At 42.2% G+C, this 26,339-nt stretch carries 22 protein-coding genes; 16 read left to right on the top strand and 6 right to left on the bottom strand.

Features of this window, described 5'->3' with window-relative positions; genetic code table 11:
- The first annotated feature begins 192 nt into the window (after positions 1–192).
- The 10 genes from pepN (at position 193) to rmf (ending at position 17,021) form a co-directional block, all read left to right on the top strand.
- The gene (gene pepN, locus DYB02_RS09095; protein WP_029804566.1) at positions 193–2,799 is read left to right on the top strand and encodes an aminopeptidase N; all 2,607 of its coding nucleotides are present in this window, start codon (positions 193–195) and stop codon (positions 2,797–2,799) included.
- A gap of 65 nt (positions 2,800–2,864) precedes the next feature.
- Entirely contained in the window at positions 2,865–3,083 is a 219-nt protein-coding gene (locus DYB02_RS09090) for a DUF2835 domain-containing protein (RefSeq protein WP_005494961.1), read from the top strand.
- 201 nt (positions 3,084–3,284) lie between these two features.
- Positions 3,285–8,126: an NAD-glutamate dehydrogenase gene (locus tag DYB02_RS09085; protein WP_029845651.1), complete on the top strand. Its 4,842-nt coding sequence runs from the start codon at positions 3,285–3,287 to the stop codon at positions 8,124–8,126.
- A gap of 308 nt (positions 8,127–8,434) precedes the next feature.
- Complete coding sequence (gene pyrD, locus DYB02_RS09080; RefSeq protein ID WP_029805049.1) at positions 8,435–9,445, top strand: quinone-dependent dihydroorotate dehydrogenase; 1,011 nt, start codon at positions 8,435–8,437, stop codon at positions 9,443–9,445.
- Between the two features lie 168 nt (positions 9,446–9,613).
- Positions 9,614–10,156 carry a cell division protein ZapC gene (locus tag DYB02_RS09075; RefSeq protein WP_005494967.1) on the top strand — a complete coding sequence of 181 codons (543 nt, stop codon included), beginning with the start codon at positions 9,614–9,616 and terminating at the stop codon, positions 10,154–10,156.
- 496 nt (positions 10,157–10,652) lie between these two features.
- Positions 10,653–12,776, top strand: coding sequence for a bifunctional 23S rRNA (guanine(2069)-N(7))-methyltransferase RlmK/23S rRNA (guanine(2445)-N(2))-methyltransferase RlmL (rlmKL, locus tag DYB02_RS09065; RefSeq protein ID WP_005494968.1), 2,124 nt, complete (start codon positions 10,653–10,655; stop codon positions 12,774–12,776).
- Between the two features lie 28 nt (positions 12,777–12,804).
- On the top strand, positions 12,805–13,047 hold the full coding sequence (locus tag DYB02_RS09060; protein ID WP_031810488.1) for a glutaredoxin family protein: 243 nt from the start codon (positions 12,805–12,807) through the stop codon (positions 13,045–13,047).
- Positions 13,025–14,944: an ABC transporter ATP-binding protein gene (locus DYB02_RS09055; RefSeq protein ID WP_005488209.1), complete on the top strand. Its 1,920-nt coding sequence runs from the start codon at positions 13,025–13,027 to the stop codon at positions 14,942–14,944. Before DYB02_RS09060 ends, DYB02_RS09055 begins: the two co-directional genes overlap by 23 nt.
- Positions 14,945–14,951: 7 nt before the next feature.
- Positions 14,952–16,676, top strand: a complete 1,725-nt coding sequence (locus tag DYB02_RS09050; protein WP_029805045.1) for a DUF3466 family protein — start codon at positions 14,952–14,954, stop codon at positions 16,674–16,676.
- Between the two features lie 171 nt (positions 16,677–16,847).
- Positions 16,848–17,021, top strand: a complete 174-nt coding sequence (rmf, locus tag DYB02_RS09045) for a ribosome modulation factor (protein WP_005494976.1) — start codon at positions 16,848–16,850, stop codon at positions 17,019–17,021.
- 89 nt (positions 17,022–17,110) lie between these two features.
- Here the strand turns inward: rmf and fabA are convergent, their stop codons facing one another.
- Both fabA and DYB02_RS09035 read right to left on the bottom strand, forming a co-directional pair.
- On the bottom strand, positions 17,111–17,629 hold the full coding sequence (gene fabA, locus DYB02_RS09040; RefSeq protein WP_005390081.1) for a bifunctional 3-hydroxydecanoyl-ACP dehydratase/trans-2-decenoyl-ACP isomerase: 519 nt from the start codon (positions 17,627–17,629) through the stop codon (positions 17,111–17,113).
- 70 nt (positions 17,630–17,699) lie between these two features.
- Complete coding sequence (locus DYB02_RS09035) at positions 17,700–19,337, bottom strand: AAA family ATPase (RefSeq protein WP_029805044.1); 1,638 nt, start codon at positions 19,335–19,337, stop codon at positions 17,700–17,702.
- A 210-nt stretch (positions 19,338–19,547) separates the two neighbouring features.
- On the opposite strand from DYB02_RS09035, the gene matP reads away from it, so the two are divergent.
- The 6 genes from matP to DYB02_RS09000 all read left to right on the top strand — a co-directional run bounded on the left by matP (position 19,548) and on the right by DYB02_RS09000 (position 22,141).
- Positions 19,548–19,997, top strand: coding sequence for a macrodomain Ter protein MatP (matP, locus tag DYB02_RS09030; RefSeq protein ID WP_005494981.1), 450 nt, complete (start codon positions 19,548–19,550; stop codon positions 19,995–19,997).
- Between the two features lie 10 nt (positions 19,998–20,007).
- The gene (locus DYB02_RS09025; RefSeq protein WP_005494983.1) at positions 20,008–20,319 is read left to right on the top strand and encodes a DUF3634 family protein; all 312 of its coding nucleotides are present in this window, start codon (positions 20,008–20,010) and stop codon (positions 20,317–20,319) included.
- Between the two features lie 112 nt (positions 20,320–20,431).
- A complete protein-coding gene (locus DYB02_RS09020; protein WP_005457460.1) occupies positions 20,432–20,755 on the top strand; it encodes a hypothetical protein in 324 nt (107 codons plus the stop codon).
- A gap of 325 nt (positions 20,756–21,080) precedes the next feature.
- A complete protein-coding gene (locus DYB02_RS09015; RefSeq protein ID WP_021823278.1) occupies positions 21,081–21,359 on the top strand; it encodes a hypothetical protein in 279 nt (92 codons plus the stop codon).
- A gap of 115 nt (positions 21,360–21,474) precedes the next feature.
- The gene (locus DYB02_RS09010; protein WP_025625198.1) at positions 21,475–21,720 is read left to right on the top strand and encodes a hypothetical protein; all 246 of its coding nucleotides are present in this window, start codon (positions 21,475–21,477) and stop codon (positions 21,718–21,720) included.
- A gap of 160 nt (positions 21,721–21,880) precedes the next feature.
- The gene (locus tag DYB02_RS09000) at positions 21,881–22,141 is read left to right on the top strand and encodes a hypothetical protein (RefSeq protein ID WP_025625196.1); all 261 of its coding nucleotides are present in this window, start codon (positions 21,881–21,883) and stop codon (positions 22,139–22,141) included.
- A gap of 5 nt (positions 22,142–22,146) precedes the next feature.
- Here DYB02_RS09000 and DYB02_RS08995 read toward each other — a convergent pair whose 3' ends face one another.
- The 4 genes from DYB02_RS08995 to DYB02_RS08980 form a co-directional block, all read right to left on the bottom strand.
- On the bottom strand, positions 22,147–22,494 hold the full coding sequence (locus DYB02_RS08995) for a phage protein (RefSeq protein WP_025625195.1): 348 nt from the start codon (positions 22,492–22,494) through the stop codon (positions 22,147–22,149).
- 426 nt (positions 22,495–22,920) lie between these two features.
- On the bottom strand, positions 22,921–24,651 hold the full coding sequence (locus tag DYB02_RS08990) for an ATP-binding protein (protein WP_029806345.1): 1,731 nt from the start codon (positions 24,649–24,651) through the stop codon (positions 22,921–22,923).
- Positions 24,641–25,822: an FIST signal transduction protein gene (locus tag DYB02_RS08985; RefSeq protein WP_021822438.1), complete on the bottom strand. Its 1,182-nt coding sequence runs from the start codon at positions 25,820–25,822 to the stop codon at positions 24,641–24,643. The genes DYB02_RS08990 and DYB02_RS08985 overlap by 11 nt, the downstream gene beginning before the upstream one ends.
- A gap of 113 nt (positions 25,823–25,935) precedes the next feature.
- Complete coding sequence (locus DYB02_RS08980) at positions 25,936–26,292, bottom strand: hypothetical protein (RefSeq protein WP_005457383.1); 357 nt, start codon at positions 26,290–26,292, stop codon at positions 25,936–25,938.
- Positions 26,293–26,339: the final 47 nt, after the last annotated feature.

Raw genomic sequence — 26,339 nt, 5'->3', positions numbered from 1 at the left:
GGCAAACTTGTAATGTTGAGTAAATGTTAATCAGAAAGCGGAGCTAACCATCAAAAAGCTCCGTTTTTTTATAGAAAGACTTGTATTCTGATACCACAACCCATACAAATAGCTTATATCGTGATACCAGTTAAAGGGTTTGAGACCTGTAAACTGGTATTTTTGTAGTTCGACATACAAGGATTTATGGACATGTCTCAAGCTCCCCAGGCGAAATATCGTAAAGATTATCAAGCGCCATCCCACACAATTACTGAGATTGATCTTACGTTTGATCTTTACGACAACGACACCATCGTTACTGCACTATCAAAAGTAGTTCAAAAGGGTGAATCAACGACTCTAGAACTGGATGGTGAAGGGTTAGAGCTTCGTTCAGTTAAGGTGAACGGCGAAGATTGGGCGCATCATGAAGTAAAAGAGGCGTCCCTAGTACTGTCTGACTTACCTGCTGAGTTCGAACTTGAAATCATCACTAAAATTGATCCTGAAGCCAACACCGCACTTGAAGGTCTGTACAAATCTGGTGGTGCATTCTGTACACAGTGTGAAGCAGAAGGCTTCCGCCGCATCACGTATTACTTAGATCGCCCAGACGTACTGGCAAAATACACAACCAAAGTCATTGCAGATAAAGCAACATATCCATACTTGCTCAGCAATGGTAACCGTATTGCACAAGGCGAAGCAGAGAACGGTCGTCATTGGGTGCAATGGCAAGATCCACATCCAAAACCAGCTTATCTATTTGCGCTTGTCGCTGGTGATTTTGATGTTCTTCGCGATAAATACACCACAATGTCTGGTCGCAACGTTGACCTAGAAATCTTTGTCGATAAAGGCAACTTAGACCGAGCGGGTCACGCGATGACATCGCTAATCAACTCAATGAAGTGGGACGAAGAACGCTTTGGTCTAGAATACGACCTCGATATTTACATGATCGTGGCGGTTGATTTCTTCAACATGGGCGCTATGGAGAACAAAGGCCTAAATATCTTTAACTCTAAGTTTGTTCTGGCGAATGACCAAACGGCGACAGACCGAGATTACTTGGGTATTGAAGCTGTGATTGGCCATGAATACTTCCATAACTGGACAGGCAACCGCGTGACTTGCCGTGATTGGTTCCAGCTGAGCCTAAAAGAAGGTTTGACGGTGTTCCGTGATCAAGAGTTTTCTTCTGACTTAGGTTCACGTGCGGTAAATCGAATCGACAACGTGCGCATTATTCGTGGCCCTCAGTTTGCTGAAGATGCAAGCCCAATGTCACACCCAATTCGTCCTGACAAAGTTATTGAAATGAATAACTTTTATACACTGACCGTTTATGAGAAGGGCAGTGAAGTGATTCGTATGTACCACACTTTGCTTGGCGAGGAAGGCTTCCAAAAAGGTATGAAGCTTTACTTTGAGCGTCACGACGGTACAGCGGCAACATGTGAAGACTTCGTTTCTGCAATGGAAGATGCAACGGGCGTTGACCTTAAGCAATTCCGTCTATGGTATAGCCAATCTGGTACACCAACACTTCGTGTAAACAGCGAATACAACGCTGAAGCCAAAACTTACGCGCTAACAGTTGAGCAATTTACTGAAGCAACGCAAGACCAAGCAGAAAAACAAGCACTGCACATTCCATTCGATATCGAGCTGTATGATTCGAAAGGTCAGATTATCCCACTGATCATTAACGGCGAATCAGTTCACAATGTTTTGGACATCAAGCAAGATAAACAAACATTTGTGTTCGAGAATGTCGCAGAACAACCAGTGCCTTCATTGTTACGCGAGTTCTCTGCGCCAGTTAAATTGAAATACGATTACAGCGACGCAGAACTGATCTTCCTAATGAAGCACGCAACCAACGATTTTGCTCGTTGGGATGCAAGCCAAATGCTATTAGCGAAGTACATTCGACAAAATGTCAACAATGTCCAAACGGGCAGTGAGGTTCAACTTTCAGAAGATCTTATCGATGCATTCCGCGGCGTATTATTGGATGAAAACTTAGAGCCTGCATTTATCGCTCAAGTCTTCTCATTGCCATCTATCAATGAAATCACAGGCTGGTACAAACAGATTGATGTAGATGCAGTTGATACGGTTTTAAATAGCATTACAGTGTCACTTTCTGCCGCATTGGAAGACGAACTAAGTGCCACTTACCACACGCTAAAACAAGCCGAATACACCATCGACCATGCAGCAATCGGCAAACGTGCGTTGCGTAATCAATGTCTTCAGTTCTTAGCTCATACAGACAAAGGTAACACGTTAGTTAAAGCGCAGTATGAAGCTGCCAATAACATGACCGATACCATTGCAGCTATGAGTGCAGCGAATAGTTCTCAACTGGAATGTCGTGAAGAGCTGATGGCTGATTACAGCGATAAGTGGAAACATGACGGTTTAGTTATGGATAAATGGTTTGCACTGCAGGGGACTAACCCAGCAGAAGATGCACTTGAAAAAGTGAAAGCAACCATGAATCACGAAGCGTTCAGCTTGAAGAACCCGAACCGCACGCGCAGCTTAATTGGCTCGTTCTTGGCTGCAAACCCAGTTCGTTTCCACGACAAATCGGGTTCTGGTTACCAATTTGCCGGTGAAATTCTTCGTCAGTTGAACGACTCCAACCCTCAAGTTGCATCTCGCATGATTGATCCTCTGCTGAAGTTCCGTAAATACGATGAAGCTCGCCAAGCGATGATTCGTGCAGAACTTGAAAAACTAAAAGCAATGGACAACCTTGCCAAAGACCTGTTTGAAAAAGTGACTAAAGCACTAGACGAATAGTCGCCAAAATAATAGGGTGGTCGCAATGACCACCCTAATTGTATCTACTGCAACGTTTCTAGTTCATGAAGCACTATTACTTTACGCTGAATATTCCTTATCAAACATTTCTGTCCCATTACTCGGGAGCCGCAAGTTCCGTTCAAGTCATAACAAACAACGGCTTAAGGCTACAACTTCCTGCAGCTAAATTTAGACCATTTCTTAGCCAATTAGGAGTAAGAGGGCGATTTAGGCTAACAACTGACCAAAATAACAAGTTTCTAAAGTTAGAAACTCTGTGATGCTTTGTATTTGCAGAGAGTTAAATAGGAATCTTAGTCACAGAATCAGACATTTCACCTCCTACCACAGCGAATAGTTGTTAAACATTTGTAATTATGCTTTTACAATGAGTGCATGCATTACCTATGCTTAGTTTCTAGGGTAACAACCCTGTTACTAAGTCCCCCTACAAAACAACAATTCTAATGTGGAGTGTGAATATGACCGCGCGTGAAAATGTAGTGCCGGTTCTGCTTGAAAAGGTTTACCAACTGATTCAAGACAAACTCGAGCTTTCTCACCAAACGCTTGTAACCAAACTTGCTCAACACTTATTTAGTAACATTGCTGATGATGACTTGATTCAGCGAAACGAATCCGACCTCTATGGTGCTGTTGTCAGCCTCTGGCACCACATAAACGAAAAAAAACCAGAAGATATCTCGGTCCGCGTGTTTAACCCGACCGTAAGTCGTCAAGGCTGGCAATCCACACACACAATCGTAGAAGTTGTTGTTCCAGATAGTCCATTCTTAGTGGATTCAATCAAGATGGCGCTAGCGCGCTTAGATCTTGTTTGCCATTTAATGCTCAATAATCCAACTCAGCTAGAGCGTGATAAAAAAGGCCAAGTAACAGAAGTGAACGGTGAGGGTGGTGTTCTTCAATCACTATTCCACATCGAAGTTGACCGCCTAACAAGTAAAGAAGAGATGCAAGCTCTTAAAGAAGAGTTATTGAACATCCTGTCTGATACACGCTTAGTCGTTAATGACTGGCAGCCAATGGTCGACAAACTCAAGATCGTTACAGATGATCTTGAAAAAAACAAAGATCGTGTTTCGATGAAAACCGATCGTTTGGATGAAACCATCGCATTTTTACGTTGGCTCGGTGATCATAACTTTACCTTTATGGGTTACAAAGATTATGACTTAGCGGAAATAAACGGTGATACGGAACTACGACCAGCAAAAGAAAAAGGCCTAGGCCTGTTTGCTGATGAAAAGCGCATTCGCAGCGTTAAATTGTCTGAATTGTCTGATTCTGCAAGACTAGAAGCGAAAAAACCTTATGCTTTGATCATTACGAAAGGCAATCAAGCGTCTCGTATCCACCGTCCTGCTTACACTGACTACATCGGCATCAAAAAGTTTGATGAAAATGGCAAAGTAATTGGCGAGCACCGCTTCACTGGTTTGTACACATCCGCGGTATATAACCAAGCTGTTCACAGCATTCCTCTAATTCGAGAAAAAGTAGATCGTATCTTGGAAGCAAGTGGTTACCGCCGCGGCTCATACTCCTACAAAGCTCTGCATAATATTCTTGAAAATTACCCACGTGATGAACTGCTACAAGCGAACGAAGAAGATTTGCTTGAAGTCGGCATGGGCGTAGTACAAATGCAAGACCGTGATTTACTACGTTTGTTCGTACGTAAAGACCCGTTCGGTCGTTTCTTCAGCTGCATGGTGTACGTAACGAAAGACCGTTACAACACGGAACTCCGCCGCCAAACTCAACGCATTCTCAAGCAGTATTTTGGCTGTGAACAAGAAGTTGAATTTACGACGTTCTTCTCTGAAAGCCCATTGGCAAGAACGCATTACATTGTTCGTGTAGACAATAACAACATTGATGTAGACGTGAAAAAAATCGAGCAGAATTTAATGGAAGTTTCTACCTCTTGGGACGACAGATTAAAAGAGTCGATCATTGCTAACTTTGGTGAAAGCAAAGGTCTACCACTATCGAAAGAGTACATGAGCGCGTTCCCTCGTTCATACAAAGAAGACATGATGCCTGGTTCTGCTGTGGCAGACATTGAGCGCCTTGAAGCACTGAGTGACGACAACAAACTTGGCATGCTTTTCTACCGTCCGCAGGAAGTTGCAACGGATTCGAAAGCGGTTCGCTTAAAACTTTACCATCGTGACGAGCCAATCCATCTATCAGACGTAATGCCAATGTTGGAAAACTTGGGTCTACGCGTGATTGGTGAATCTCCTTACGAGATCGAGAAAAACAATGGCCAGACGTTCTGGATCCTAGATTTCTCGATGCTGCATAAGAGCGAAAAAACAGTTGATCTTCGCGAAGCTCGTGATCGTTTCCAACAAGCATTTGCAGCGATTTGGGCTGGGGATCTAGAAAGTGATGGTTTCAACCGTTTGGTACTGGGTGCTTCGTTATCTGGTCGTGAAATCTCGATTCTACGTGCTTACGCGCGCTACATGCGTCAAGTTGGTTTCCCATTCAGCCAACAATACATTGAAGATACACTAAACCATTACCCTGATTTAGCTACTGGCTTGGTTAACCTATTTGCTAAACGTTTCGATCCAAAACATAAAGGCAGCGAAAAAGGCCAAAGTGATCTGATTAAGAAGCTGACTGAACAACTGGATCGTGTAGAAAGCCTAGATGATGATCGTATTATTCGTCGTTACATGGATATGATCATGGCAACGTTGCGTACTAACTACTACCAGTTGGACGAAAACAAGCAGTCGAAGCCTTGGCTATCTTTGAAGATGAAACCAAGCGAAATCCCAGAGATTCCTCAGCCAGTTCCTGCTTTTGAGATTTTCGTCTACGCGCCAGACATTGAGGGTGTTCACCTTCGTGGCGGTAAAGTTGCACGTGGTGGCTTACGTTGGTCAGATCGTCAAGAAGATTTCCGTACAGAAATTCTTGGTCTTGTAAAAGCTCAGCAAGTTAAGAACACCGTTATTGTTCCAGTTGGGGCGAAAGGTGGTTTCGTTTGTAAGCGTCAGCCGTCTCTGACCACTCGTGATGAAATCTTTGCAGAAGGTCAACGCTGCTATAAACAGTTCATTCGCGCATTGCTTGATGTTTCTGACAACATCATTGAAGGCGAGGTGATTCCACCACAAAACGTAATTCGTCACGATGAAGACGACCCATACCTAGTGGTTGCTGCCGACAAAGGCACGGCGACATTCTCTGACTTGGCGAACTCAGTCTCAGCAGAATACAACTTCTGGCTTGGCGATGCGTTTGCTTCTGGTGGTTCAAACGGTTACGACCACAAAGCAATGGGTATCACTGCAAAAGGTGGTTGGGAATCAGTTAAACGTCATTTCCGTGAAATGGGCATCAACTGTCAAACGACTGACTTTACCGCAATCGGTGTAGGCGATATGGCTGGTGATGTGTTTGGTAACGGTATGCTGCTATCTAAGCACATTCGTTTACAAGCTGCGTTTAACCACATGCACATCTTTATTGATCCGAACCCAGATTCAGCTACCAGCTGGGAAGAGCGTAACCGCTTGTTTAATCTTCCAAGATCAAGTTGGGAAGATTACAACGCAGAGTTGATCTCGCAAGGTGGTGGCGTGTTCTCACGTCGTGCGAAATCGATCCAACTAACGCCTGAAATCCAAAAAATGTTGGGCACCAAGAAGGCATCCGTAGCACCAAACGATCTGATTAAAATGATCCTAAAAATGAAAGTGGATCTACTTTGGAACGGTGGTATCGGTACTTACGTTAAAGCTTCGACTGAAACACATACAGACGTTGGTGATCGCGCAAATGACCTGCTTCGTATTGATGGTCGTGAGCTGCGTGCAAAAGTGGTTGGTGAAGGTGGTAACTTAGGTATGACTCAGCTTGGTCGTATCGAGTACGCACTAAACGGTGGTCGAGTTAACACCGACTTTGTTGACAACGTGGGCGGTGTAGACTGCTCGGATAACGAAGTAAACATCAAGATCTTCTTGAACGGACTGGTTTCAAATGGCGATCTTACCGTTAAACAACGCAACCAAATTCTTGAATCTATGGAAGAAGAGGTCGGTGAAATCGTTCTGGATGATGCATACCGTCAATCTGAGTCCATTTCAGTGACAGAGCAACAAGGCGTTGGCATCGTTAAAGAACAGATTCGTTTCATCCACACAATGGAGAAAGCAGGGTACTTGGACCGTGCACTTGAGTACATTCCTGATGATGAAACGTTGCTGGAACGCGAAAAACAGGGTCTAGGTCTTACTCGTCCAGAGCTATCGGTGCTTGTCGCTTACGGCAAAATGGTTCTGAAACAGCAGCTCGTGACGGATGACATTGCAAATGATGAATTCCATGCAAAACAACTGGTTGAGTACTTCCCAAGTGAGTTACGCCGTAACTATAAAGATCAAATGGTTAACCATCCGTTACGTGCAGAAATTATCGCGACTGCGCTAGCAAACCAAATGGTTAACGAAATGGGCTGTAACTTCGTCACTCGTCTTCAAGAAGAAACGGGCGCAAGTGTTGTTGATATTGCAAACGCTTACAGTGCAGCTCGTGAAATATTTGATCTTGCTGAAATTCTTAAGCAAACTCGCGCGTTAGACAACGTTGCAACGGCAGATGCGCAGTACGAGATCATGTTCTACGTACGCCGCGCACTACGTCGTATTGCTCGTTGGTTACTGCGTAATCGCAGCGGTAAATCTACCGTTGGTGAGTTGATTGCAATCTACAAACAAGATGTGAATGTCATTACTGAAACTCTTGATAGCATGCTGGTTGAATCTGAAGTGGAAGAGCACAATGAGTTGGCTCAAAAATGGATGGAGCGTGGGGTAGAAGAAAAACTCGCCCATCAAGTAGCACGTCTATCGAGCCTTCAATCGGCACTGGATATTTCATCGGTTGCAAGTGAAACCGGCAAAACGGTTGAACAAGCATCGAAGCTATACTTCAACCTTGGCGATCGCTTGTCGTTGCACTGGTTCTTGAAACAAATCAATAGCCAAGCTGTCGACAACAACTGGCAAGCTCTAGCTCGCGCAGCATTCCGTGAAGACCTAGATTGGCAACAACGTCAGTTGACAGCGCAAGTTCTCAACTGTGCGTGTGCAAACGAAGATCTTGATGTAATGCAAGCGCTTGAAGAGTGGATGGAAGCAAACGAACAATCACTTCATCGTTGGGAAAGCATCCTTAATGAGTTCAAAGTCGGTTCTGTACATGAATTTGCCAAATTCTCGGTAGCTCTTCGTGAACTGGTACTGCTTAATTTGAATTGCTCTTCAAACGAGTAGGTGAGTTAACTTATTAGAAAAAGCCTCGTAAATGCGAGGCTTTTTTGTATCCGCAAACACCAAATTCCGGTCATTAACGTGACATTGTAACTAAATTTTAAAACTTAACTTCTGCTGAAATCGATTGCTTTTCCATTAGAAACTGAATATTTCAATGCAGCAAAAAAACGCTAATTCTTTGTTTTTATGAAAAAACTTCTAAATCAAGATGCAATTTTACTTAATTCGTTCATTTTCATTGAATTACAATAAAAAACAGTAAATAATATTGACCCGTTTACACGGGGCTTTTTTCTTTCGGAGGCACAATGCTTTACCGTCTAGCCAGAACTGGCTTTTTCCAACTTGATGCCGAAAAGGCACATGATCTTGCAATCAAGAACTTCCAACGCTTTAACGGCACACCACTCGATCTTTTCTATCGTCAACAATTACCTAACCGTCCAGTAGAATGCATGGGGTTAACATTCCGTAACCCAGTGGGTCTTGCTGCTGGTTTAGATAAAAACGGGGAATGTATTGAAGCATTCGATGCGATGGGATTTGGCTTTGTTGAAGTTGGCACAGTGACTCCTCGTCCTCAACCAGGTAATGACAAACCGCGTTTGTTCCGTTTGGTTGAAGCAGAAGGCATCATCAATCGAATGGGCTTTAACAACTTAGGTGTGGATCATCTGGTTGAGAATGTGAAAAAAGCAAAGTTCAACTGTGTTCTTGGTATCAACATTGGTAAAAACAAAGATACACCAATCGAGAACGGGGCAGAGGACTACTTGATTTGTATGGAGAAAGTGTACGAATACGCTGGTTACATCGCTGTAAACATTTCTTCTCCAAACACTCCGGGGCTTCGCTCTCTACAATACGGTGAAGCACTCGACGAGTTACTATCAGAGCTTAAAGCGAAACAATCAGAGCTTGCAGAAAAACACGGCAAGTACGTTCCACTAGCACTTAAGATTGCCCCTGATTTGAACGATGATGAAATCACTCAGATTTGTGAATCACTACTGAAAAACAATATCGATGGTGTTATTGCAACAAACACTACACTGGATCGAACAGTAGTTGAAGGTATGAAACACGCAAATGAAGCAGGTGGTTTAAGCGGTCGTCCGGTGCAATCTCGTTCAACAGAAGTTGTTCGCAAATTGCACGAAGCATTGGGTGACAAACTTCCTATCATTGGTGTTGGCGGCATTGACTCTTATGTTGCTGCAAAAGAGAAAATGATGGCAGGCGCTCAACTCGTACAAGTTTATACTGGCTTTATCTACCATGGTCCTGGCCTAGTACGCGATATTGTTAAAAATCTGTAGCACTCATCAAATAAATCGCTGAGAATTCAACGCTTATTTCAGAAAAAAGAGGAACTCGTTTCCTCTTTTTTTTTGTCCGTTCGTTTGTAAAATTTAGAAAATCATGAGTAGGTAATTAAGCGTCTTACCTCTTTACCATTGATTCACTAGTCAAGAGAGAACGGAATAATGCTTAAACCCAGCGACAAATGGAATTGGTATTTTGACGAGCACAAAGCTTGCTTAATGCTGGATCTGGGGGAGGAAATGATTTTCCAAACCAATCTATCCCGTAAGCTGTTGGTCAACTGTGCCTTCTCAAAAAACGAATTTACAGTCGACGATGCGAGTGCGTTTCAAACGTTTAATGAACGCATTCGTTGTCTCGATATCAATGAGTACCGTCAGGCCGAGCTAACACTTTACTGTGTAGCTGCGAAACGCTTCCATAAACCAGTCCAGCCTAAGAGTTGGTTCTTCGATGCTCAATCAACAGGGCACGAACCAGAAGAAGGGGACATGGTGTTTTTATCTAACCGCTATTCTGAAGGTGTTTTCATCGTTTTAGAACCTGGCGAAGCTTCAAGCTTATGCGCGTATGTCGGTCAAGAAGAGTTCATTCTTGATGGCCATAAAACGCTGCAGTTTGGACAACCAATAAAAGTTATGCACGACAGAATGGTTTGTGCGAATCATTTATTTGTCATGGCTCCAATGGCTATGGTGGGTTAAACCTCTTTAAGTTTTCTTTATTTCGTTCCTTTGTTTGCCTTAATCGACCGCCTCAGGTCGATTTTTTTTATCCTTCTCCTTTCAAATACCTTTATTAATCGGCTGAAATCACTGCGTTGTTAAGCACATAACTATGAAGCTGGTCACTTTTATTCCACTTTTTTAATCTTAGCGATCACTAATATTAGGCAACTTATCGCCTAACATTCCCCCATTTCTTCCCCAATACATGCAATTGGTAAGTAAATTACAACATAATTTTACTATTGGTATATACCAAATTTAAGATAAATAAGTATTCACTTCTTCTTTAAGGTAAGGTTTTTGGTTAGCTAAAAGAATGGGAAAAGAAATGCTCAGCTCGAAATGTAGGAAGTTTCAGATCAAGTGATTGGTGATTGTTTGCTCTGGTGAAACTAAAAACGCCTTTAAAAACGAGGCATTGATCGTAAAGTCAGGTATAATTAAGGCCATTTTTTATTAACGAAAGAACACTATGAATCAATATCTCGCGGTAACTTCAAACGGCATGGAAAACCTGCTTGTTGAAGAACTGACTAAACTAGGCATTGAAAACGCGAAACCAGTACAGGCGGGCGTAAAATTTAAAGCCACGAATGAGCAAATCTATCGTTGTTGTTTGTGGAGCCGCTTGGCATCACGATTTGTACGTGTTTTATCTGAATTCACTTGTAACGACGACATGGATCTATACCTATCTACTTCGTCAATTAACTGGGTGAATCAATTCCACAGTTCTAAGCGTTTCGTTGTGGACTTTAACGGTACCAACCGCGAGATCCGCAACAGTCAGTACGGCGCGATGAAAGTAAAAGATGGCATCGTTGATTGCTTTGAGAAGAAAGGCTTACCTCGACCAAACATCAGTAAAGAACGTCCTGATATTCGCGTTCATGTTCGCCTTCACAAAGATAAAGCTATCTTAGGTGTTGATATGGTAGGCAGTGGCCTTCATCAACGTGGCTACCGTCCGGAATCTGGCCGTGCACCACTTCGTGAAACATTAGCAGCGGCGATCATTATGCGTTGTGGTTGGGACGGTCATCAGCCACTTCTCGATCCAATGTGTGGTTCTGGTACGTTACTGATTGAAGCGGCAATGATGGCTGCAAATATGGCTCCTGGTGTAAAACGAAAGCAATGGTGCTTTGAATCACTTGAAGACTTTGAGCCAGATACATGGGCTGAAATCAAATCAGAAGCAAACGTTCAGGCTAGACGCGGCGTCAAGAAAGTTGACGCTAAGTTTTTTGGCTTCGATAACGACCCGAAAGTTCTGAAAGTTGCACAAGAGAACGCTCGCAGAGCAGGGGTTGAGGAACTGATTGAGTTTGCTCAAGGCGATGCGGCAACTATTACGCGACCTGCAGGTTTTGAAAATGGTGTGATTGTATCTAACCCACCTTACGGCGAACGTTTGGGTACAGAGCCAGGTCTGATTGCGCTTTACACCGCGTTTGGTGGCCAATTGAAAGCAGAATTTGGTGGCTGCAAAGCGTCTATTTTCTCTAGTTCAGATGAGTTGCTGAGCTGTCTTCGCATGCGTGCAGATAAGCAATTCAAATTAAACAATGGTGCGTTACCGTGTCACCAAAAAAACTACAGCATCGCAGAACGTAGTGCCGATGAAGTAAAAGGTGCAGATACCAATACTCAAATCGCTCCTGATTTTTCAAACCGTTTGAAGAAAAACATTGGCAAAATTGGCAAATGGGCTCGTAAAGAGAAATTAGATTGCTACCGCATCTATGACGCAGACCTTCCTGAATATAACGTAGCGATTGACGTATATGGCGATCAAATCGTGATTCAAGAATACGCAGCACCTAAAAATATCCCTGAAGAGAAAGCGAAACGCCGTTTGACGGATATCATTCGCGCAACGATTCAAGTGACAGGCGTAGAAGCGAACAAAGTTGTCCTTAAAGTTCGTGAAAAGCAGAAAGGTCGCAGCCAATATCAAAAGTTGGGTCAGGTATCTGAAACGTTAGAGGTGAACGAGTACGGCGTGAAGCTGATCGTGAATTTGCACGACTATCTTGATACGGGACTATTCCTAGATCATAAGATCACACGTCGTCGCTTAGGCGAAATGGCTCAAGGCAAAGATTTCTTGAACCTATTTGCTTACACAGGTAGTGCAACAGTACACGCGGCAGTTGGCGGAGCTCGTTCAACAACGACAGTAGACATGTCAAACACTTACCTGAACTGGGCAAAAGACAATATGCAGTTGAATGGTTGTATTGGACGCCAACATCGCTTTGAGCAAGCTGATTGTCTGCAGTGGCTTGAAAATGCAAAAGGCGAATACGACCTTATCTTTATTGATCCACCGACGTTTTCAAACTCAAAACGTATGGAAACGTCATTCGACGTGCAACGTGACCATATCAAGCTAATGACGAACTTGAAACGTTTGTTACGAGCAGGCGGTACGATTGTGTTCTCGAACAATAAACGTCACTTTAAGATGGATGAAGAAGGGTTGGCTGAGCTAGGACTAAAAGCTCAGAATATTTCATCGCAAACTTTGCCTTTGGATTTTTCTCGAAACAAACACATCCATAACTGCTGGTTAGTGACACACGCAGAGTAAAGAAACGATTGAGTATAAGGACGTATAAGTGCTGACATTGTATAGCACAGAGGGGTGCCATCTTTGTGAGATGGCATTTGCTCTAGTAAGCCAGGTCGGCCTGGCGGAACAAACAGATATTATCGATATCGCATTCGATGATGATCTGTTTTCTCGTTACGGCGTAACGATTCCCGTATTAAAATATCAAGATTCTGAGTTGAACTGGCCGTTCGATTTAGATGAACTCAAAAATTGGTTGGAAAATAATGGCATTACTTACCATTCATAACGCGCAACTTGCTTTCGGTGATCATCCGCTATTAGACCGCGCAGAGTTTGCTTTGCAGGAAAATGAGCGTGTTTGTTTAGTAGGGAGAAACGGTGCCGGTAAGTCAACGTTGATGAAAGTACTTGCTGGCGACATCTTACTGGACGACGGCAAAATTCAAATAACACAAGACGTTGTTGTTTCTCGTTTGGAGCAAGATCCACCGCGTAACCAAGAAGGTACTGTTTATGAGTATGTCTCTGGTGGCTTAGCGGAAATTGGCGAACAGCTTAAGATCTACCATGATCTTCTTGATCTTGTTGCGCAAGACCCAAGCGAAAAGAACATCAACCGCTTAGCAAAAATTCAAGAACAATTGGATCATTCAAATGCGTGGCGTTTTGATGACCGAGTTAAAAACGTACTTAGTGCCCTAAAGTTAAGTCCAGACACCTTACTTCGTGACTTATCTGGCGGCTGGCAACGCAAGGCGGCATTAGCTCGCGCTCTAGTTTGTGACCCTGATGTATTACTACTTGACGAACCAACCAACCATTTGGACGTCACAACCATCGAATGGCTAGAGAACTTCCTGAAAGATTTCAAAGGTTCAATTATCTTCATTTCCCACGACCGCGCATTCATCAAATCTATGGCGACACGTATTGTCGACTTAGACCGCGGGCAACTTTCCTCTTTCCCTGGTGATTACGACAATTACTTGCTTGAGAAAGAAGAGATGCTTCGTGTTGAAGAGATGCAAAACGCTGAGTTCGACAAGAAACTGGCTCAAGAAGAAGTGTGGATTCGACAAGGTATTAAAGCGCGTCGTACTCGTAATGAAGGACGAGTACGCGCACTTAAGAAACTTCGTGAAGAGCGTCGCGACCGCAGAGAAGTGCAGGGTAAAGTTAATCTCAATATCGATGATGCGTCACGCTCAGGCAAAATCGTCTTTGAAGCAGAGAATGTGTCTTTTGCTTACGACGGTAAGCAAATTGTTGATAACTTCAGCTTCAACATCATGCGCGGCGATCGTATTGCCCTTATTGGTCCAAATGGTTGTGGTAAAAGTACCGTACTGAAGTTATTGCTTGGGCAACTAGAAGCTCAATCGGGTCGCTTACATTGTGGTACCAAGCTTGAAGTCGCTTACTTCGATCAATACCGTGAGATCCTCGATCCTGAGAAAACTGTTATCGACAACTTAGCGGACGGTAAGCAGGAAGTAATGGTAGGTGGTCGTCAGCGTCACGCTTTAAGCTATCTTCAAGATTTTCTGTTTGCACCAAAGCGCGCTCGCACGCCAGTTAAAGCCTTATCTGGCGGAGAAAAAAACCGATTGTTGCTCGCTCGTATCTTACTGAAACCTAATAACTTACTTATTCTTGATGAGCCAACCAACGATTTGGATATAGAAACGTTGGAACTTTTAGAAGAAATGCTTGCCAATTATCAGGGTACGTTGCTGTTAGTAAGTCACGACCGTGAGTTTGTTGATAATACAGTAACGACTAGCTGGATTTTTGAAGGTGATGGTGTAATCGAAGAGTTCGTGGGTGGTTATCACGATGCGAAGCAGCAACGTGATCAAGCACTTGCAGTTCGTTTTTCGACGGAAAAACCAGCGAAAAAAGAGAAAGTGGTTGAGGAAACTCCCAAAACAACTCAACCTAAGAACAACTCTAAGAAGTTATCGTATAAGCTGCAAAGAGAATTAGAAGCTCTTCCAGCTAAGCTAGAACAGTTAGAATCGGATATTGAAACTCTGCAAGAACAAGTGAATGACCCTGAGTTTTTCGCTAAGCCAGTCGAGCAGACTCAACCGGTATTGGAACAACTTGCTGCTTTAGAGCAGGAGTTAGAAATCGCATTCGAGAGATGGGAAGAACTCGAAGCAATGCAACAGGATAGTTAAGAATTCAATGAATTGTAGTAACAAATTCAAGTTAACCGCTGTCGCTTTGATGGTGGGTACCGCAATGAACGCAAACGCAGCATTGTATCAAGTCCTTGAAGTATCGCCAGAAGTGAACGGCGATGTTGTTGATTATCAAACCGCTTATGGTGTTGCCATTCAACAGGGTGATGTAATCGATGCGTCAACAGACTCTCCATTTGCCCTAGGTTGCTTTGATGCGACGGCAAACTGCACTCCAGAGCAATTTAAGCTTGCTATTGAAACTCGTACGACACCAATATCTGCAAGCCAAGAAGTTGATGGTAATAGCTACCGCGAAGAAATCCCTTTTGCGATGGATGCAGGGTTTTACTACATCCAAGAGTATAAGGACTTTGAGCGCTACTGTTTTAACCAACTTCGCTATTCTACCTGTGAATCATGGGCTTCAGTAAACTGGACTCCATGGAGTAAAGAGCTAAGTAGAGATTTCACCCCAAATGCTAAAGCATTTGTCGAAAATGACGGTAGCGCTTACGTAAACGAATACAACAATATCATCAATAGCCTAACAGCTGACGGTAAGGCTGTCGGTAACCAGAGTATCAAAGAAGACTCATCTTCTTTAAAAACGCGCAATACCATCGTAGCTCCCGTTCTTCCAAATATTGTTACTGGAGATAGCGAAGCGAGTGTAGTAGAAAGCCACGCATGGAATACGGATGGTGTATTTACGGTTGGAAGCGTATCCAGAACTGCAAGTAATACTAATGGCACTCACCATACCTCCAAAGCCGCTATTTGGGATCAAACTAAAGTTATCAGTGAAGTTCCTTGGCAAAGTGGGACGTCAAAAGACGGCGAAAGACTTGCTCAAGGGAGCATGCGTGATCTCGTAGTAGATGGTACGACCGTGTATGGTGTTGGTTACAACACATATGCCAATGATAATTATCTAAACGCGACCGTATTTGTTGGCAAGTTAGAATCGGAAACCTCCATTGCCAACGTCACCTGGGAAAGCAAAGTGGTTGCAGGAGCGAGACAAAAAGAGGGCGATGAAACAGTTCACCTCAACTCCCGACTTACTGATGTAAACTCAAACTTCGTAGCTATCGGTGAAGCAAAACGTTCCGGTGGGTATTTGATGCCAACGGGTTCTGCGCCAAATCGTTTGTTTATTGTTGATGATGTTCGCTCTGCATCTCTCAGTGCTATTTACCCAACGACGGGCATCTTCTTCAACGGTGCGGGCGGTAAAATGGGTGGTATCAACGCTTACAACGAAATTGTGGGTCAGTTAGATGCGGAATCTACCCGTGAAGATGATGGCAAACCTCGTCGTAAGCGTGGTTTCATTTATCCATACATCCAAGATGATGCAAACAATGTGAGAGCTGAAACACTGTTTGATGGTAAAGCGTGGTTCCTAGATACATTGACAAACGGTGGCGAATATTCAGAGGCAAATAACGCATTCCGTATTATTGATGCAACAGATATTAATGATGCAGGTGTAATATCGGCTACTGCTATGAAATGTGCAGGCGGGTATAACTCTACAGCGCATAACGCTTCTTGTAATGGTACTGAAGAAATTGTTGCAGTGAAATTAATGCCAATTCCTAACCAAACGAAAGAAGATATCGTAGCGCGAAGCGTGGAATCAGACAGCGCTGAACGTCAAGGCGCAGGCCTTGGTTGGTTAGCTTTGACCATGCTTGGTTTGTTTGGGTTCCGTAGAAAATAGTCAGTAATTTTTAATTCAAGCAGAGGCTCACAGAATTGAGTCTCTGCTTTTTTTATGCCTTGAGAAATCGCGCAATTTGATCGATTCTTATAAGTGGAGTCATAAAAACTCCACCAAAGTTTCACAATAACAGCTGTACGTTAGTAAATGGACCTGTATGAGGAATTAACTATGAAGAGACAAAAGCGTGATCGCCTAGAACGAGCTCAATCTCAAGGCTATAAAGCTGGGTTGAATGGAAGGTCTCAAGAGGCTTGCCCGTATCAACAAGTAGACGCTCGGTCGTATTGGTTAGGTGGTTGGCGTGATGCCAGAGATGAAAAACAATCTGGTCTCTATAAATAACTCTCCACATACAACAGAAGGATTCGAAAGGGCTCGTAGAGAGCCTTTTCTCGTAGATAGGGGCCTTAAAAATTTATAGAGAAGGGTAATTAGAAGCTCGAAGTATCTTGGAATAAGCCAACTTTAAGATCCTTCGCAACATAAATTTCTTTGCCGTCAACGCATACGCGGCCGTCTGCTAAACCCATCACTAGTTTACGGTTCACAACGCGCTTCATATGAATTTCGTACGTTACTTTCTTAGCAGTTGGCAGAATTTGGCCAGTAAACTTCACTTCACCAACGCCAAGAGCTCGACCTTTGCCTTTGCCGCCGACCCAACCTAAGAAGAAGCCCACTAGCTGCCACATGGCATCTAGACCGAGACAGCCTGGCATTACTGGGTCACCAGGGAAGTGACAATCAAAGAACCAAAGATCTGGAGTAATATCCAACTCTGCAAGAATTAAACCTTTACCAAAATCACCTTCTGTTTCAGACATTTTAGTAACTCGGTCCATCATTAGCATGTTTGGTGCAGGAAGTTGTGGGTAACCCGGACCAAAAAGCTCGCCTTGGCTAGAAGCAAGAAGATCATCACGGTTGTAAGAATCACGTTTGTTTTGCATTATCAATTACTCCAATTTTTGACAGATGCATGTTAGTGAACACGTGTACGCTAAACAACTCCGATCAGTACTAGACAAACCAGTTTTTGATGCGCTGCACAATTCCTTCTGGATGCTCATGTCTTTCAAAATTTTCAATACGTTCGGCGATCTTGCCGATGACGCTATCATCTTCGCCTCTGAATGATTTGCCCATTAGAATTGGTATTGCTTCATCAACGGTAGAAACCGACCAAATATGGAACTCACCATTCTTAATGCTTTCTATGACATCTTTATGTAAAGCGAGGTGCTTCAAGTTCGATTTAGGCATAATAACGCCTTGATGACCAGTGAAGCCTTGGTGTTTACAAACTTGATAAAAACCTTCGATCTTCTCATTTAAACCGCCTACTGCTTGTACTCGACCAAATTGGTCCACCGCGCCAGTCACCGCGATTTGTTGATTAACCGGTGATTCAGACAGTGCACTTACCAAACAACATAACTCTGCCAATGAAGCACTATCACCATCCACTTCACTATAGGACTGCTCGAAAACAATAGACGCAGAGTAAGGCAGTGGCTCATCCAAATTCAAAGCAGAGCTTAGAAATGCTTGCATGATCATCATGCCTTTCGCATGAAGATTACCTCCAAGTTCAGCTTTGCGCTCAACATCGGAAATGTCACCATCTCCAAAGTGAATAACACATGAAATTCGCGCTGGCTCGCCATAAGAGACAGGATGCCCGGCCATATCAATAACCGTGAGTCCGTTAATTTGGCCGACTTGTTCGCCAGTAGTCTCAATGATGACCTGGCCGTCAAGAATGTCATAAACTGCACGTTGAGGAAGGTAAGACTCTCGATAATATTTATCGTCGATGGCTTTATCTATCGCCACATAATCAATGATATTTTGATCGCTAAACTGAGCAGCTAGGCTAAGTAGTTGGCAATGCCACATCACACCTAAAGGCAAATAATGTTGGTCCTCAGTTAAACGCATGCCTGCTAATAGTAACCGTTGAAAAGCACCTTCATCCAACGATGGGAAGCCGTACTCCGAACAAATCCAATTCACCAAACCTACATACAACTCTAAGTTACTTGCAGATAAGTGGATATCTTCTTCAACCTCGGTATACATCGTTAGGCCGGTTGAAAAATCTTCGTCAACATACTCAAGGTCGGCCAGTTGATTACGATCGCCAGTAACAATAATCTTAACGTCAAAATTTTTTTCATCGGCCGTTAAAATAGGTAGTCGAGTAGGGCTTACATTCAAGGGTTTTACTGGCTTTCCTTGAATGGCAGACTTAATGCTCGGCCAATATCCGGGATTCGCCAAAATGAGATTCGCTGGTAAAATCAAATACCCGCCGTTAGCCTTGGAAAGTAATCCAGCTTCAACTACAACATCGCCTTTTAAATCAACACTGTAGCGATCAAACAAGAGCTTTGCGTCCAAAGACTCTGTCATTATTGTAGGCTCTAAACCATCAGTGACCACGTCACAAACAAACTTACGATAAACCGTATTATCTGCACAGTTTATTACCAAAACTCGAGTCAAGCCTTTGATTTTCTTGAATCGTTCAACAGTAGCGAGGAGTCTTGGTTGAAGTTCTACGAACTTCTTCTTAGGTAGAGAGGAGGCAGATTTTAAAATGTCTTCGTACTGTTCGAACGAAGGAGTCACGTCTTTCCAATTAAGTTGATTCATTTAATTTCATCATTATTCAATATTGCGGTCATTATAACGAAAGGGCTCTGAACTCCCTAGTGCCAATTGGTGTAGTTGTAAATGCAAATAACTCGTTGAGTATCATTTGGACAAATGAGTGATCAACATCGATACTTCAAAGAGTTTTCATTGATGAATAACTATAACTGGGTTACGCTGTCACCAGGTTAGCTTTATGAGTCAGAAAGAATGAAATATCAGCAACTTGAAAATTTAGAGTGTGGATGGAAGTGGAAGTATCTAATCAAAAAATGGAAAGATGGTGAAGCGATTACCAGACATATTGATACAAGTGAAGCTGATGCAGCTGTCGCCGAGTTACGACGCATAGAGCACGAACCTACATTAGTGCTAGCTTGGATTGAAAAACACATGTCTGAAGAGCTAGAGAACAAACTCAAGCAGGCAATTCGCGCAAAACGAAAGCGCCACTTCAACGCAGAACAAGTTCACACCAAAAAGAAATCGATCGATCTTGATTACCGTGTTTGGGAAAAATTATCTAATCGAGCTAATGAACTGGGGTGTACGCTGTCTGATGCCATTGAATATCTACTTTCAGAAGCCTCAAGAAGTGAAAAAGCAAGCCAGAAAGTTACGTCCATCAAAGAAGACTTGAGTAAGCTACTATCCAGCTAAGGAGTGTTAGATGCTATATGTGATATTAATTGCTGCAATCGTCATATTCTGGTTGATCGCCGTGGATAGACCCGTGTTAAAAGTGAGTTTTGATGACGGCCACTTGAGCAAGGTAAAAGGGCATATACCTCCATCTTTTAAACATAACTTACAAGATATTGGCGAACATGACCCATTTACTGGTGAACTCAAAGTGTACAACCAACGCTCCGGAATGAGGTTGGTCTTTTCTAAAGACGTACCAAAGAAAGTTCAACAACGAATTCGAAATGTTTTTCCTCATCAAGGTTTCAAAGCTAATAAAGGCAAGAAACAAGCTTAGCCGACATATCAATTACTTATCTACGTTAAACGGGACGCAAAATTGTGTCCCGTTTTAGCATTTGACGCATAAAAAATTACAATCAGTCCATTTATCAAAAATGGATTTAAGAATGCGATACGTTGTCACTTTATTTTTATTATTGTTACCCACAGCGTCAACATTGGCCGATGACTCAGAAACAAATCCAGTGGCTAAGAAAATCAAATCGACTCTACAAAAGAAAGTCGATAAGCAGTTCGACCAATATGATGGTTATTGCGATTTAATGATTGAAATGGAACATAAAGGAAAAGTAGCAATAGTAAAACGAGTTACTGGAAGCGGAGATACAAAAGTTTGCCGTTTTGCTCGTTCAAACTTAAAAACCGGTAAGCGATATCGTTACAAATATCCTGAAAAATATATCCGCATACATATAACAACTGGTTCGTGAACCTTCAGTTTAAAGTAAGCAAGACCGAGTTACCGCAAATCAATTGGTTTTCTATAATCCGTAACCCTGCGAACTGGTTCGAAACGTCATTAATGACGATTTACACAGCGAGTAGGGCGCCTATACTTTTGGCGGATCGATTGACCTCGACAGGCTTCAAATGAAAGCCACCAAAGCAGAAGCCTAAAAAAGCCGAACCCTTAGCGATGGGGTTCGGCTTTTTTGTGTGGCAATGGTGTGCGAAAAATTTGGGCGGAGTGGATATGTACAATAAATCATACTAATGTGGAGCTTCCTAGACATTTCAATTATTGGAGAACCACAAATGAGAGACAAACAACACTACCTCACAAGAAGACAAATTTATAAAGTTGATACGGATTTGGCATTTTCATTAGATGTATTCGGGGATTTCCTAGCAGAACGAAAAGGTTATAAATCACTAGATGGCATGGATGCCGTTTATTTCTATCTTGTCCATAAATTCCATTGGCTTCCTTCGGTAGTTAAAAGTATGACAGTTGATGACCTACGTTTTGTTCTATCAGAAGAAATGCATGGCTGGGTGATGCCTAAGGATGCTGCAGAAGTGTGCGCGAACTGAAAGTGAACATAAAAGCCCTCTATTTTTGAGGGCTTTTATGTATGCAAAAGGACAAACTGTATTGCTGGTAACGCATTGAATATTTATACTTTTAAAAAAGAATATGGGAGATTCGATGAAACTTTTTACCACAAGTAGCATACAACTAAGGGATTTTTTTCATGGTGGTAGGCTGCTGATATCTAACAAGCAAGGTTTCCTTTTTTATCAGCAACTTAGGAGTGAATATCCGAAATTGGACAACCATCAGCTATTTGAAATTCTTAATGAGGTGGCAGATGAAGAAAATCTCGAAGATTGTGCAAATCTATTGCAAGCGCATATATTGCAAACAGCCGAGTTGGAGCAAAACAAGTGTTAGACGTAAGAGATTTGTTAGAGTTTATTGGTGAGGACATCAAGACTTGTCGTCCAGTTTATCAGCTACGCAATCCCAAAGAGCCACACACATTGCAGAAATTGAAGGCTGCGGGTTATGTGGAGCGAAAGATAAAAACAACCGAAGGTAGAGAGGTAAAAGCGTGGATAACCGCAAACTAGCAATTAGTTTACTGAATGACTTAGGTTTTGAACATAAAATAATTGTGGGTCCGATAATTCCACCACTAGGTGACATTTATCATTACTGGGCATCTGCTAAAACTCAAAAAGTTATACCTAGCAAAGAAATTATAGAGCCGAAGACATTTAAAGAGTGTTATGGTCGCACTAAAAAAGAGGCTGAAGATAGGCAGTACGCAAAAATTCTAGAGTGGGCAAAATCTCAAAAAGGCGGAGTATAATCCGCCTAAATTTTCCATTTTCTACCTCTAAATTTACTAGGTATCCATTCTGCGGCGTTCATTCTACGGCCGCCACGAAACGGCAGCACGTTTTCTTTAGCGGGGTAAATCTTGGGATATTCGAAGTGTCCGTACATTTCCACAAACTGACGATGTTCGTCACGCCAGAACACAAAGCTTTCCAATTCTTTAGGGCTAAACTCACGACCAGACGGTGTGATAAACACAGCTCGTTTTTCACAGATACGAAACCCAGACCAACGCAAATCATTAGGCAAATAACCAAGCGCTTTAATCAACAGTAGTTTTTCTGCCATTGGATTGATAGGAACGAAACATGACAACGCTCGCATATTGAATAACTGACTAAAATTATTTTTCTTGTTGTTTTGGGCGTTACCGAACGCAACATTATGTGGCGGTCAGGCTTATAGTGGTTTTTCGTTGATTGCACAAAACGAACGTCACGAATAGTACAAGTAACTTGCGTTATGGAAATCGACAAAATAAAAAATTACGGCTTGGTTATCAGACACTTATGAAAGCCTTAATCAAAGAGTTAGCCTTTGTTAACAAACTACCCCTTGGTGCGCATTATGTATATTATGTTAAATTAAGTATAACCATACGTCAGATTCTTTCTACTTTGCTCTCCTATCTCTTTCAGATTTTAAATTTGAGCTAACTTTAGATAGCTGATTAAACATAATCAGTATTTACCATAAAATACTTAATATAGATCTTAATAATCTATCGATTGTTAAGATCCATATTAATGACTACGCCGTTTCTATTAATGATTGTATAGCTTCATAGATATCTTGCCTGCGAACTGGCTTTGATACAAAACTATCCATGCCAGCGTCTAAGCACTTATCTTTATCACTTTCTAGCGCGTGCGCTGTTAAAGCGACGATTGGAATTGTAATTCCTTTCTTTCTAATCAGCCTAGTTGCTGTTATTCCATCCATTACTGGCATCGAGACATCCATCAAGATCATATCAATTCGGTTATCGTTTTCTTCAAGAAATGTAAGCGCCTCTGCGCCATGGCTTGTAATATGCACATTATGGCCAAGCTTGTTAAGAATCAATTTAATGACAAGTTGATTTGATTGAGTGTCTTCGACGATAAGCAAGTTTAGAGCTTTGTTTGGTCTATTATGCTCAATTTTTACAGGACGGCTTTGGTTGTAACGTGTTAGAACTGGAATTCGAATGGTGAAGTCAGAACCCTCATTCTCGCGGCTTTTTACACAGATTTCACCTCTCATCATTTCAACTAAGTGCTTGGTAATAGCAAGCCCTAAACCTGTACCACCAAACCTTCGAGTAATTGAGCGATCACCTTGATGGAATGCCGTAAACAAATGGGCTTGTTTTGCTCTCGAGATTCCAATTCCGGTGTCAGATATAGAAACTACAATTTCGTCATTTTCTTCAGCGACAGAAACAGACACACTTCCTGAGTCCGTAAACTTAATGGCATTCCCAATCAAATTAAAGAGAATTTGTGACAGCCTCGTCGAATCAATCCAATACTGTTTGTCTGATGAGATCTGACAATCAAAGTTAAAAGAAAGATGCTTAGTTATAGCTACTTGTTTTTGCTGAGAAATTACAAAAGTTACAGTGTCATTTAAATGTATCCACTGTTCGTTTAATTGGAAGCTACCGGATTCAATTTTTGAAAGATCGAGAATGTCGCTAATGATGGCTAGAAGAAGCTCAGCGGAGCATTCCATTTGATTGAGGGCATCAAATTGTTCATCTGATAAGGTAGATTGTCTCAGGATGTCTAGCATTCCTAAAACTGAGTTAAGAGGCGTTCTGATCTCGTGGCTCATCATTGCCAAAAACTCAGATTTTGACTGGTTGGCTAGTTCTGCTTCTTCACGAGCTCTTGCAAGTTGAGTCGTTCTTACCTCAACAATACGTTGTAACTTTTCCTTTGTTTCTATGTCGATAACAGCACGTTCTATAAGGGGTCTAAAGCGCCTTAGAGTCTCTTTGTTTTCAATACTAAAATGCTCTTTTTGAGCTCCAATTAATAGTATGATGCTTTGTGTTACTTCCGAACGAATGCCCGTTAAAATTACGGAGTTAACATGTGTTTTAACAAAGCTATTTAAGTTCTCAAACTCTAACAATTTCGTTGGCTCGAATAATAGAATACACTCGCCGTTTAATGCGCGCTCCATTGTGTTACCGTGTAACCACTCTACCTTATCAAACACGCTATTGGTTGAGATTAACGTCTTGAACGGATAACGGCTGTCATCGCGCGTGATGACAATAAAGTCTTCAAAACTGATGTACTTTTTTAGAACGCTGTTTAGCCCCGAAAAAATTTCATTACGATTTTTTGCCTCGCTCATTGCAGAGATTGCTGAAAGAATCGCTTTGTTTTCATCGGCAAGCAATTTTTCCCGTTGTTTGGTCTGCTTTAGCTCAACTAACGCTTCTTGTAATGCTTCTTGTTGGTATGTGTCTAAATATTTATCTTTCATAAGGTTTATGGAAAATCGCTGATGAGATCATCAAGTTTCCATGTCCATTTTCGCCGCCGATAAATCTTCCCTGCTCACCAAAGGTAAATGGGCATATAAATGGCAAGTGTTCCAGTTCCTGATTAATTTGTTCGCAAACGCTATTCATGTCTTGCATTAAGTGCAACATTGGTCCTGCACAAAATATATTTATGACACCAATTTTTCGAGATTCTTCTAATTTTTGGTTAAATGCAGCATTCACGACTTTTGCCGCTCGAGCGATTAAATGCTCCCTACTCCCTTTCATCAAAGTAAGCTCTTCCCCTACCGAAATTTGGGTAAATAGCTCAATCCCCCCATCTTCGGTCTCACGTATTGGATGGGAAAGCTTGTAATAAGGTCTATCGTACAAATGTCCGGCAACTCTTCCCAAGGGATAAGCGCTGGAGTTGGTAAAGAGTAGGTTTTCTTTGCTAGTTAGGTTTTCTTGATGACGAGTCCACTTTCGATAAGTATCTAGTGCTGATTCACCATCTATTTCCAGTAAACACCGTCCTTTTGCTTTGGAAACAATGCCTTTGATGTTGGTTGGTGTGTGACCTGCACTAAAAGCAATATCAACGGGATTAGAGGAGTAAAATAGTGTGAGGCTAATCCCTTGCTTTTCATGGCCTTGCGCTGTAATCACTGACCATTTTCCCTCAATGTGGTTATCTGCTGCAGAACCGCCAATGATAGGAACAAGTGTGCCGAAGCGTTCGTCGATCAATTCGATAATCTTTTCTTCTTTCCCAGGAGTTGCATGAAGAAGAATTAAGTTCGGTACTTCGCCAATTCGATTAGCATTTTGAAGAGCCATATCTAGAGCGATGGAGACACACTCATTTTCTTCACAATTAGAAATACCGGTTCCATAAGCATGTGGGCCTGAGTCATAGATAGCCATAGCCGCTATGACAGGCCCAACGTGAAAACCCTGATCGGTCATAATGGCTTGGCATGAACTTGAACCGTGGAATGGAACACCAGGGAAATATCTAAGAAAGGCAGAGCGAATGGCTCTGAAGTCGTATTCTTCTGTGTAATAACAGATGATATAAGACAAGTGTTCTTGCCTCAGGTCTGAGCGAAGCCTCTCTACTGCTAAATATTCGTCGGTAATATGGGTAAATACTGATTGGCACTGCATACGCTTTTATTATTGTTTGTCACGTTACTGTTATACCATTACGACAAATTATCGTTAGGCTAGAAGGTTCGAATTTCACAAAGAAGATGCCATTATCTCGTGTCAGATCTAATTTATAAATGCACTAAGACAATATTTTGGTTTATTTTGAGCTTAATCGTTTTGGTTGCAGATATAGCATTCCATTCAGCTCTATAATGATTGTCGCTTATACTATCAAACACACCAGATTGATTCAGATCAATTTTTAGACCTGTACTTTCAGTTGTTTCAATCAAAATCCCACTCGAATCACGATTAATCGTGATTTTATCTTCACCAATTGTTACATCACATCGCTCTTTTTGTGAACAGTCAACGCTTGTGCTGGTCTCGTGCGTAAAGGTTCTCCAGAAAAACGCACCAACTAAAAGACTGAGCATGATTAAGATTTGTGCAAGTCTCGCCTTTGTTAACTTTTGTGCAGGCATAATTACTAATATCCTTGTTACAAACTTCAAACTTTTTAAATAAAAAA

Source organism: Vibrio parahaemolyticus (assembly GCF_900460535.1).
In the GTDB taxonomy this organism is placed as follows: domain Bacteria; phylum Pseudomonadota; class Gammaproteobacteria; order Enterobacterales; family Vibrionaceae; genus Vibrio; species Vibrio parahaemolyticus.
Note: the sequence above shows the minus strand (reverse complement) of the source record. Positions and strands in the feature narration are given on the sequence as shown.

What these genes read in the sequence shown, in the direction of transcription:
- DYB02_RS09010 (WP_025625198.1), top strand. Translation starts at nt 21,475, where the DNA reads ATGAAACTTTTTACCACAAGTAGCATACAACTAAGGGATTTTTTTCAT.
- DYB02_RS08990 (WP_029806345.1), bottom strand. Translation starts at nt 24,651, where the DNA reads ATGAAAGATAAATATTTAGACACATACCAACAAGAAGCATTACAAGAA.
- DYB02_RS08980 (WP_005457383.1), bottom strand. Translation starts at nt 26,292, where the DNA reads ATGCCTGCACAAAAGTTAACAAAGGCGAGACTTGCACAAATCTTAATC.
- DYB02_RS09020 (WP_005457460.1), top strand. Translation starts at nt 20,432, where the DNA reads ATGCGATACGTTGTCACTTTATTTTTATTATTGTTACCCACAGCGTCA.
- fabA (WP_005390081.1), bottom strand. Translation starts at nt 17,629, where the DNA reads ATGCAAAACAAACGTGATTCTTACAACCGTGATGATCTTCTTGCTTCT.
- DYB02_RS09035 (WP_029805044.1), bottom strand. Translation starts at nt 19,337, where the DNA reads ATGAATCAACTTAATTGGAAAGACGTGACTCCTTCGTTCGAACAGTAC.
- matP (WP_005494981.1), top strand. Translation starts at nt 19,548, where the DNA reads ATGAAATATCAGCAACTTGAAAATTTAGAGTGTGGATGGAAGTGGAAG.
- pyrD (WP_029805049.1), top strand. Translation starts at nt 8,435, where the DNA reads ATGCTTTACCGTCTAGCCAGAACTGGCTTTTTCCAACTTGATGCCGAA.
- DYB02_RS09050 (WP_029805045.1), top strand. Translation starts at nt 14,952, where the DNA reads ATGAATTGTAGTAACAAATTCAAGTTAACCGCTGTCGCTTTGATGGTG.
- rlmKL (WP_005494968.1), top strand. Translation starts at nt 10,653, where the DNA reads ATGAATCAATATCTCGCGGTAACTTCAAACGGCATGGAAAACCTGCTT.
- DYB02_RS09055 (WP_005488209.1), top strand. Translation starts at nt 13,025, where the DNA reads ATGGCATTACTTACCATTCATAACGCGCAACTTGCTTTCGGTGATCAT.
- DYB02_RS09025 (WP_005494983.1), top strand. Translation starts at nt 20,008, where the DNA reads ATGCTATATGTGATATTAATTGCTGCAATCGTCATATTCTGGTTGATC.
- pepN (WP_029804566.1), top strand. Translation starts at nt 193, where the DNA reads ATGTCTCAAGCTCCCCAGGCGAAATATCGTAAAGATTATCAAGCGCCA.
- rmf (WP_005494976.1), top strand. Translation starts at nt 16,848, where the DNA reads ATGAAGAGACAAAAGCGTGATCGCCTAGAACGAGCTCAATCTCAAGGC.
- DYB02_RS09085 (WP_029845651.1), top strand. Translation starts at nt 3,285, where the DNA reads ATGACCGCGCGTGAAAATGTAGTGCCGGTTCTGCTTGAAAAGGTTTAC.
- DYB02_RS09015 (WP_021823278.1), top strand. Translation starts at nt 21,081, where the DNA reads ATGAGAGACAAACAACACTACCTCACAAGAAGACAAATTTATAAAGTT.
- DYB02_RS08995 (WP_025625195.1), bottom strand. Translation starts at nt 22,494, where the DNA reads ATGCGAGCGTTGTCATGTTTCGTTCCTATCAATCCAATGGCAGAAAAA.
- DYB02_RS09090 (WP_005494961.1), top strand. Translation starts at nt 2,865, where the DNA reads ATGAAGCACTATTACTTTACGCTGAATATTCCTTATCAAACATTTCTG.
- DYB02_RS08985 (WP_021822438.1), bottom strand. Translation starts at nt 25,822, where the DNA reads ATGCAGTGCCAATCAGTATTTACCCATATTACCGACGAATATTTAGCA.
- DYB02_RS09075 (WP_005494967.1), top strand. Translation starts at nt 9,614, where the DNA reads ATGCTTAAACCCAGCGACAAATGGAATTGGTATTTTGACGAGCACAAA.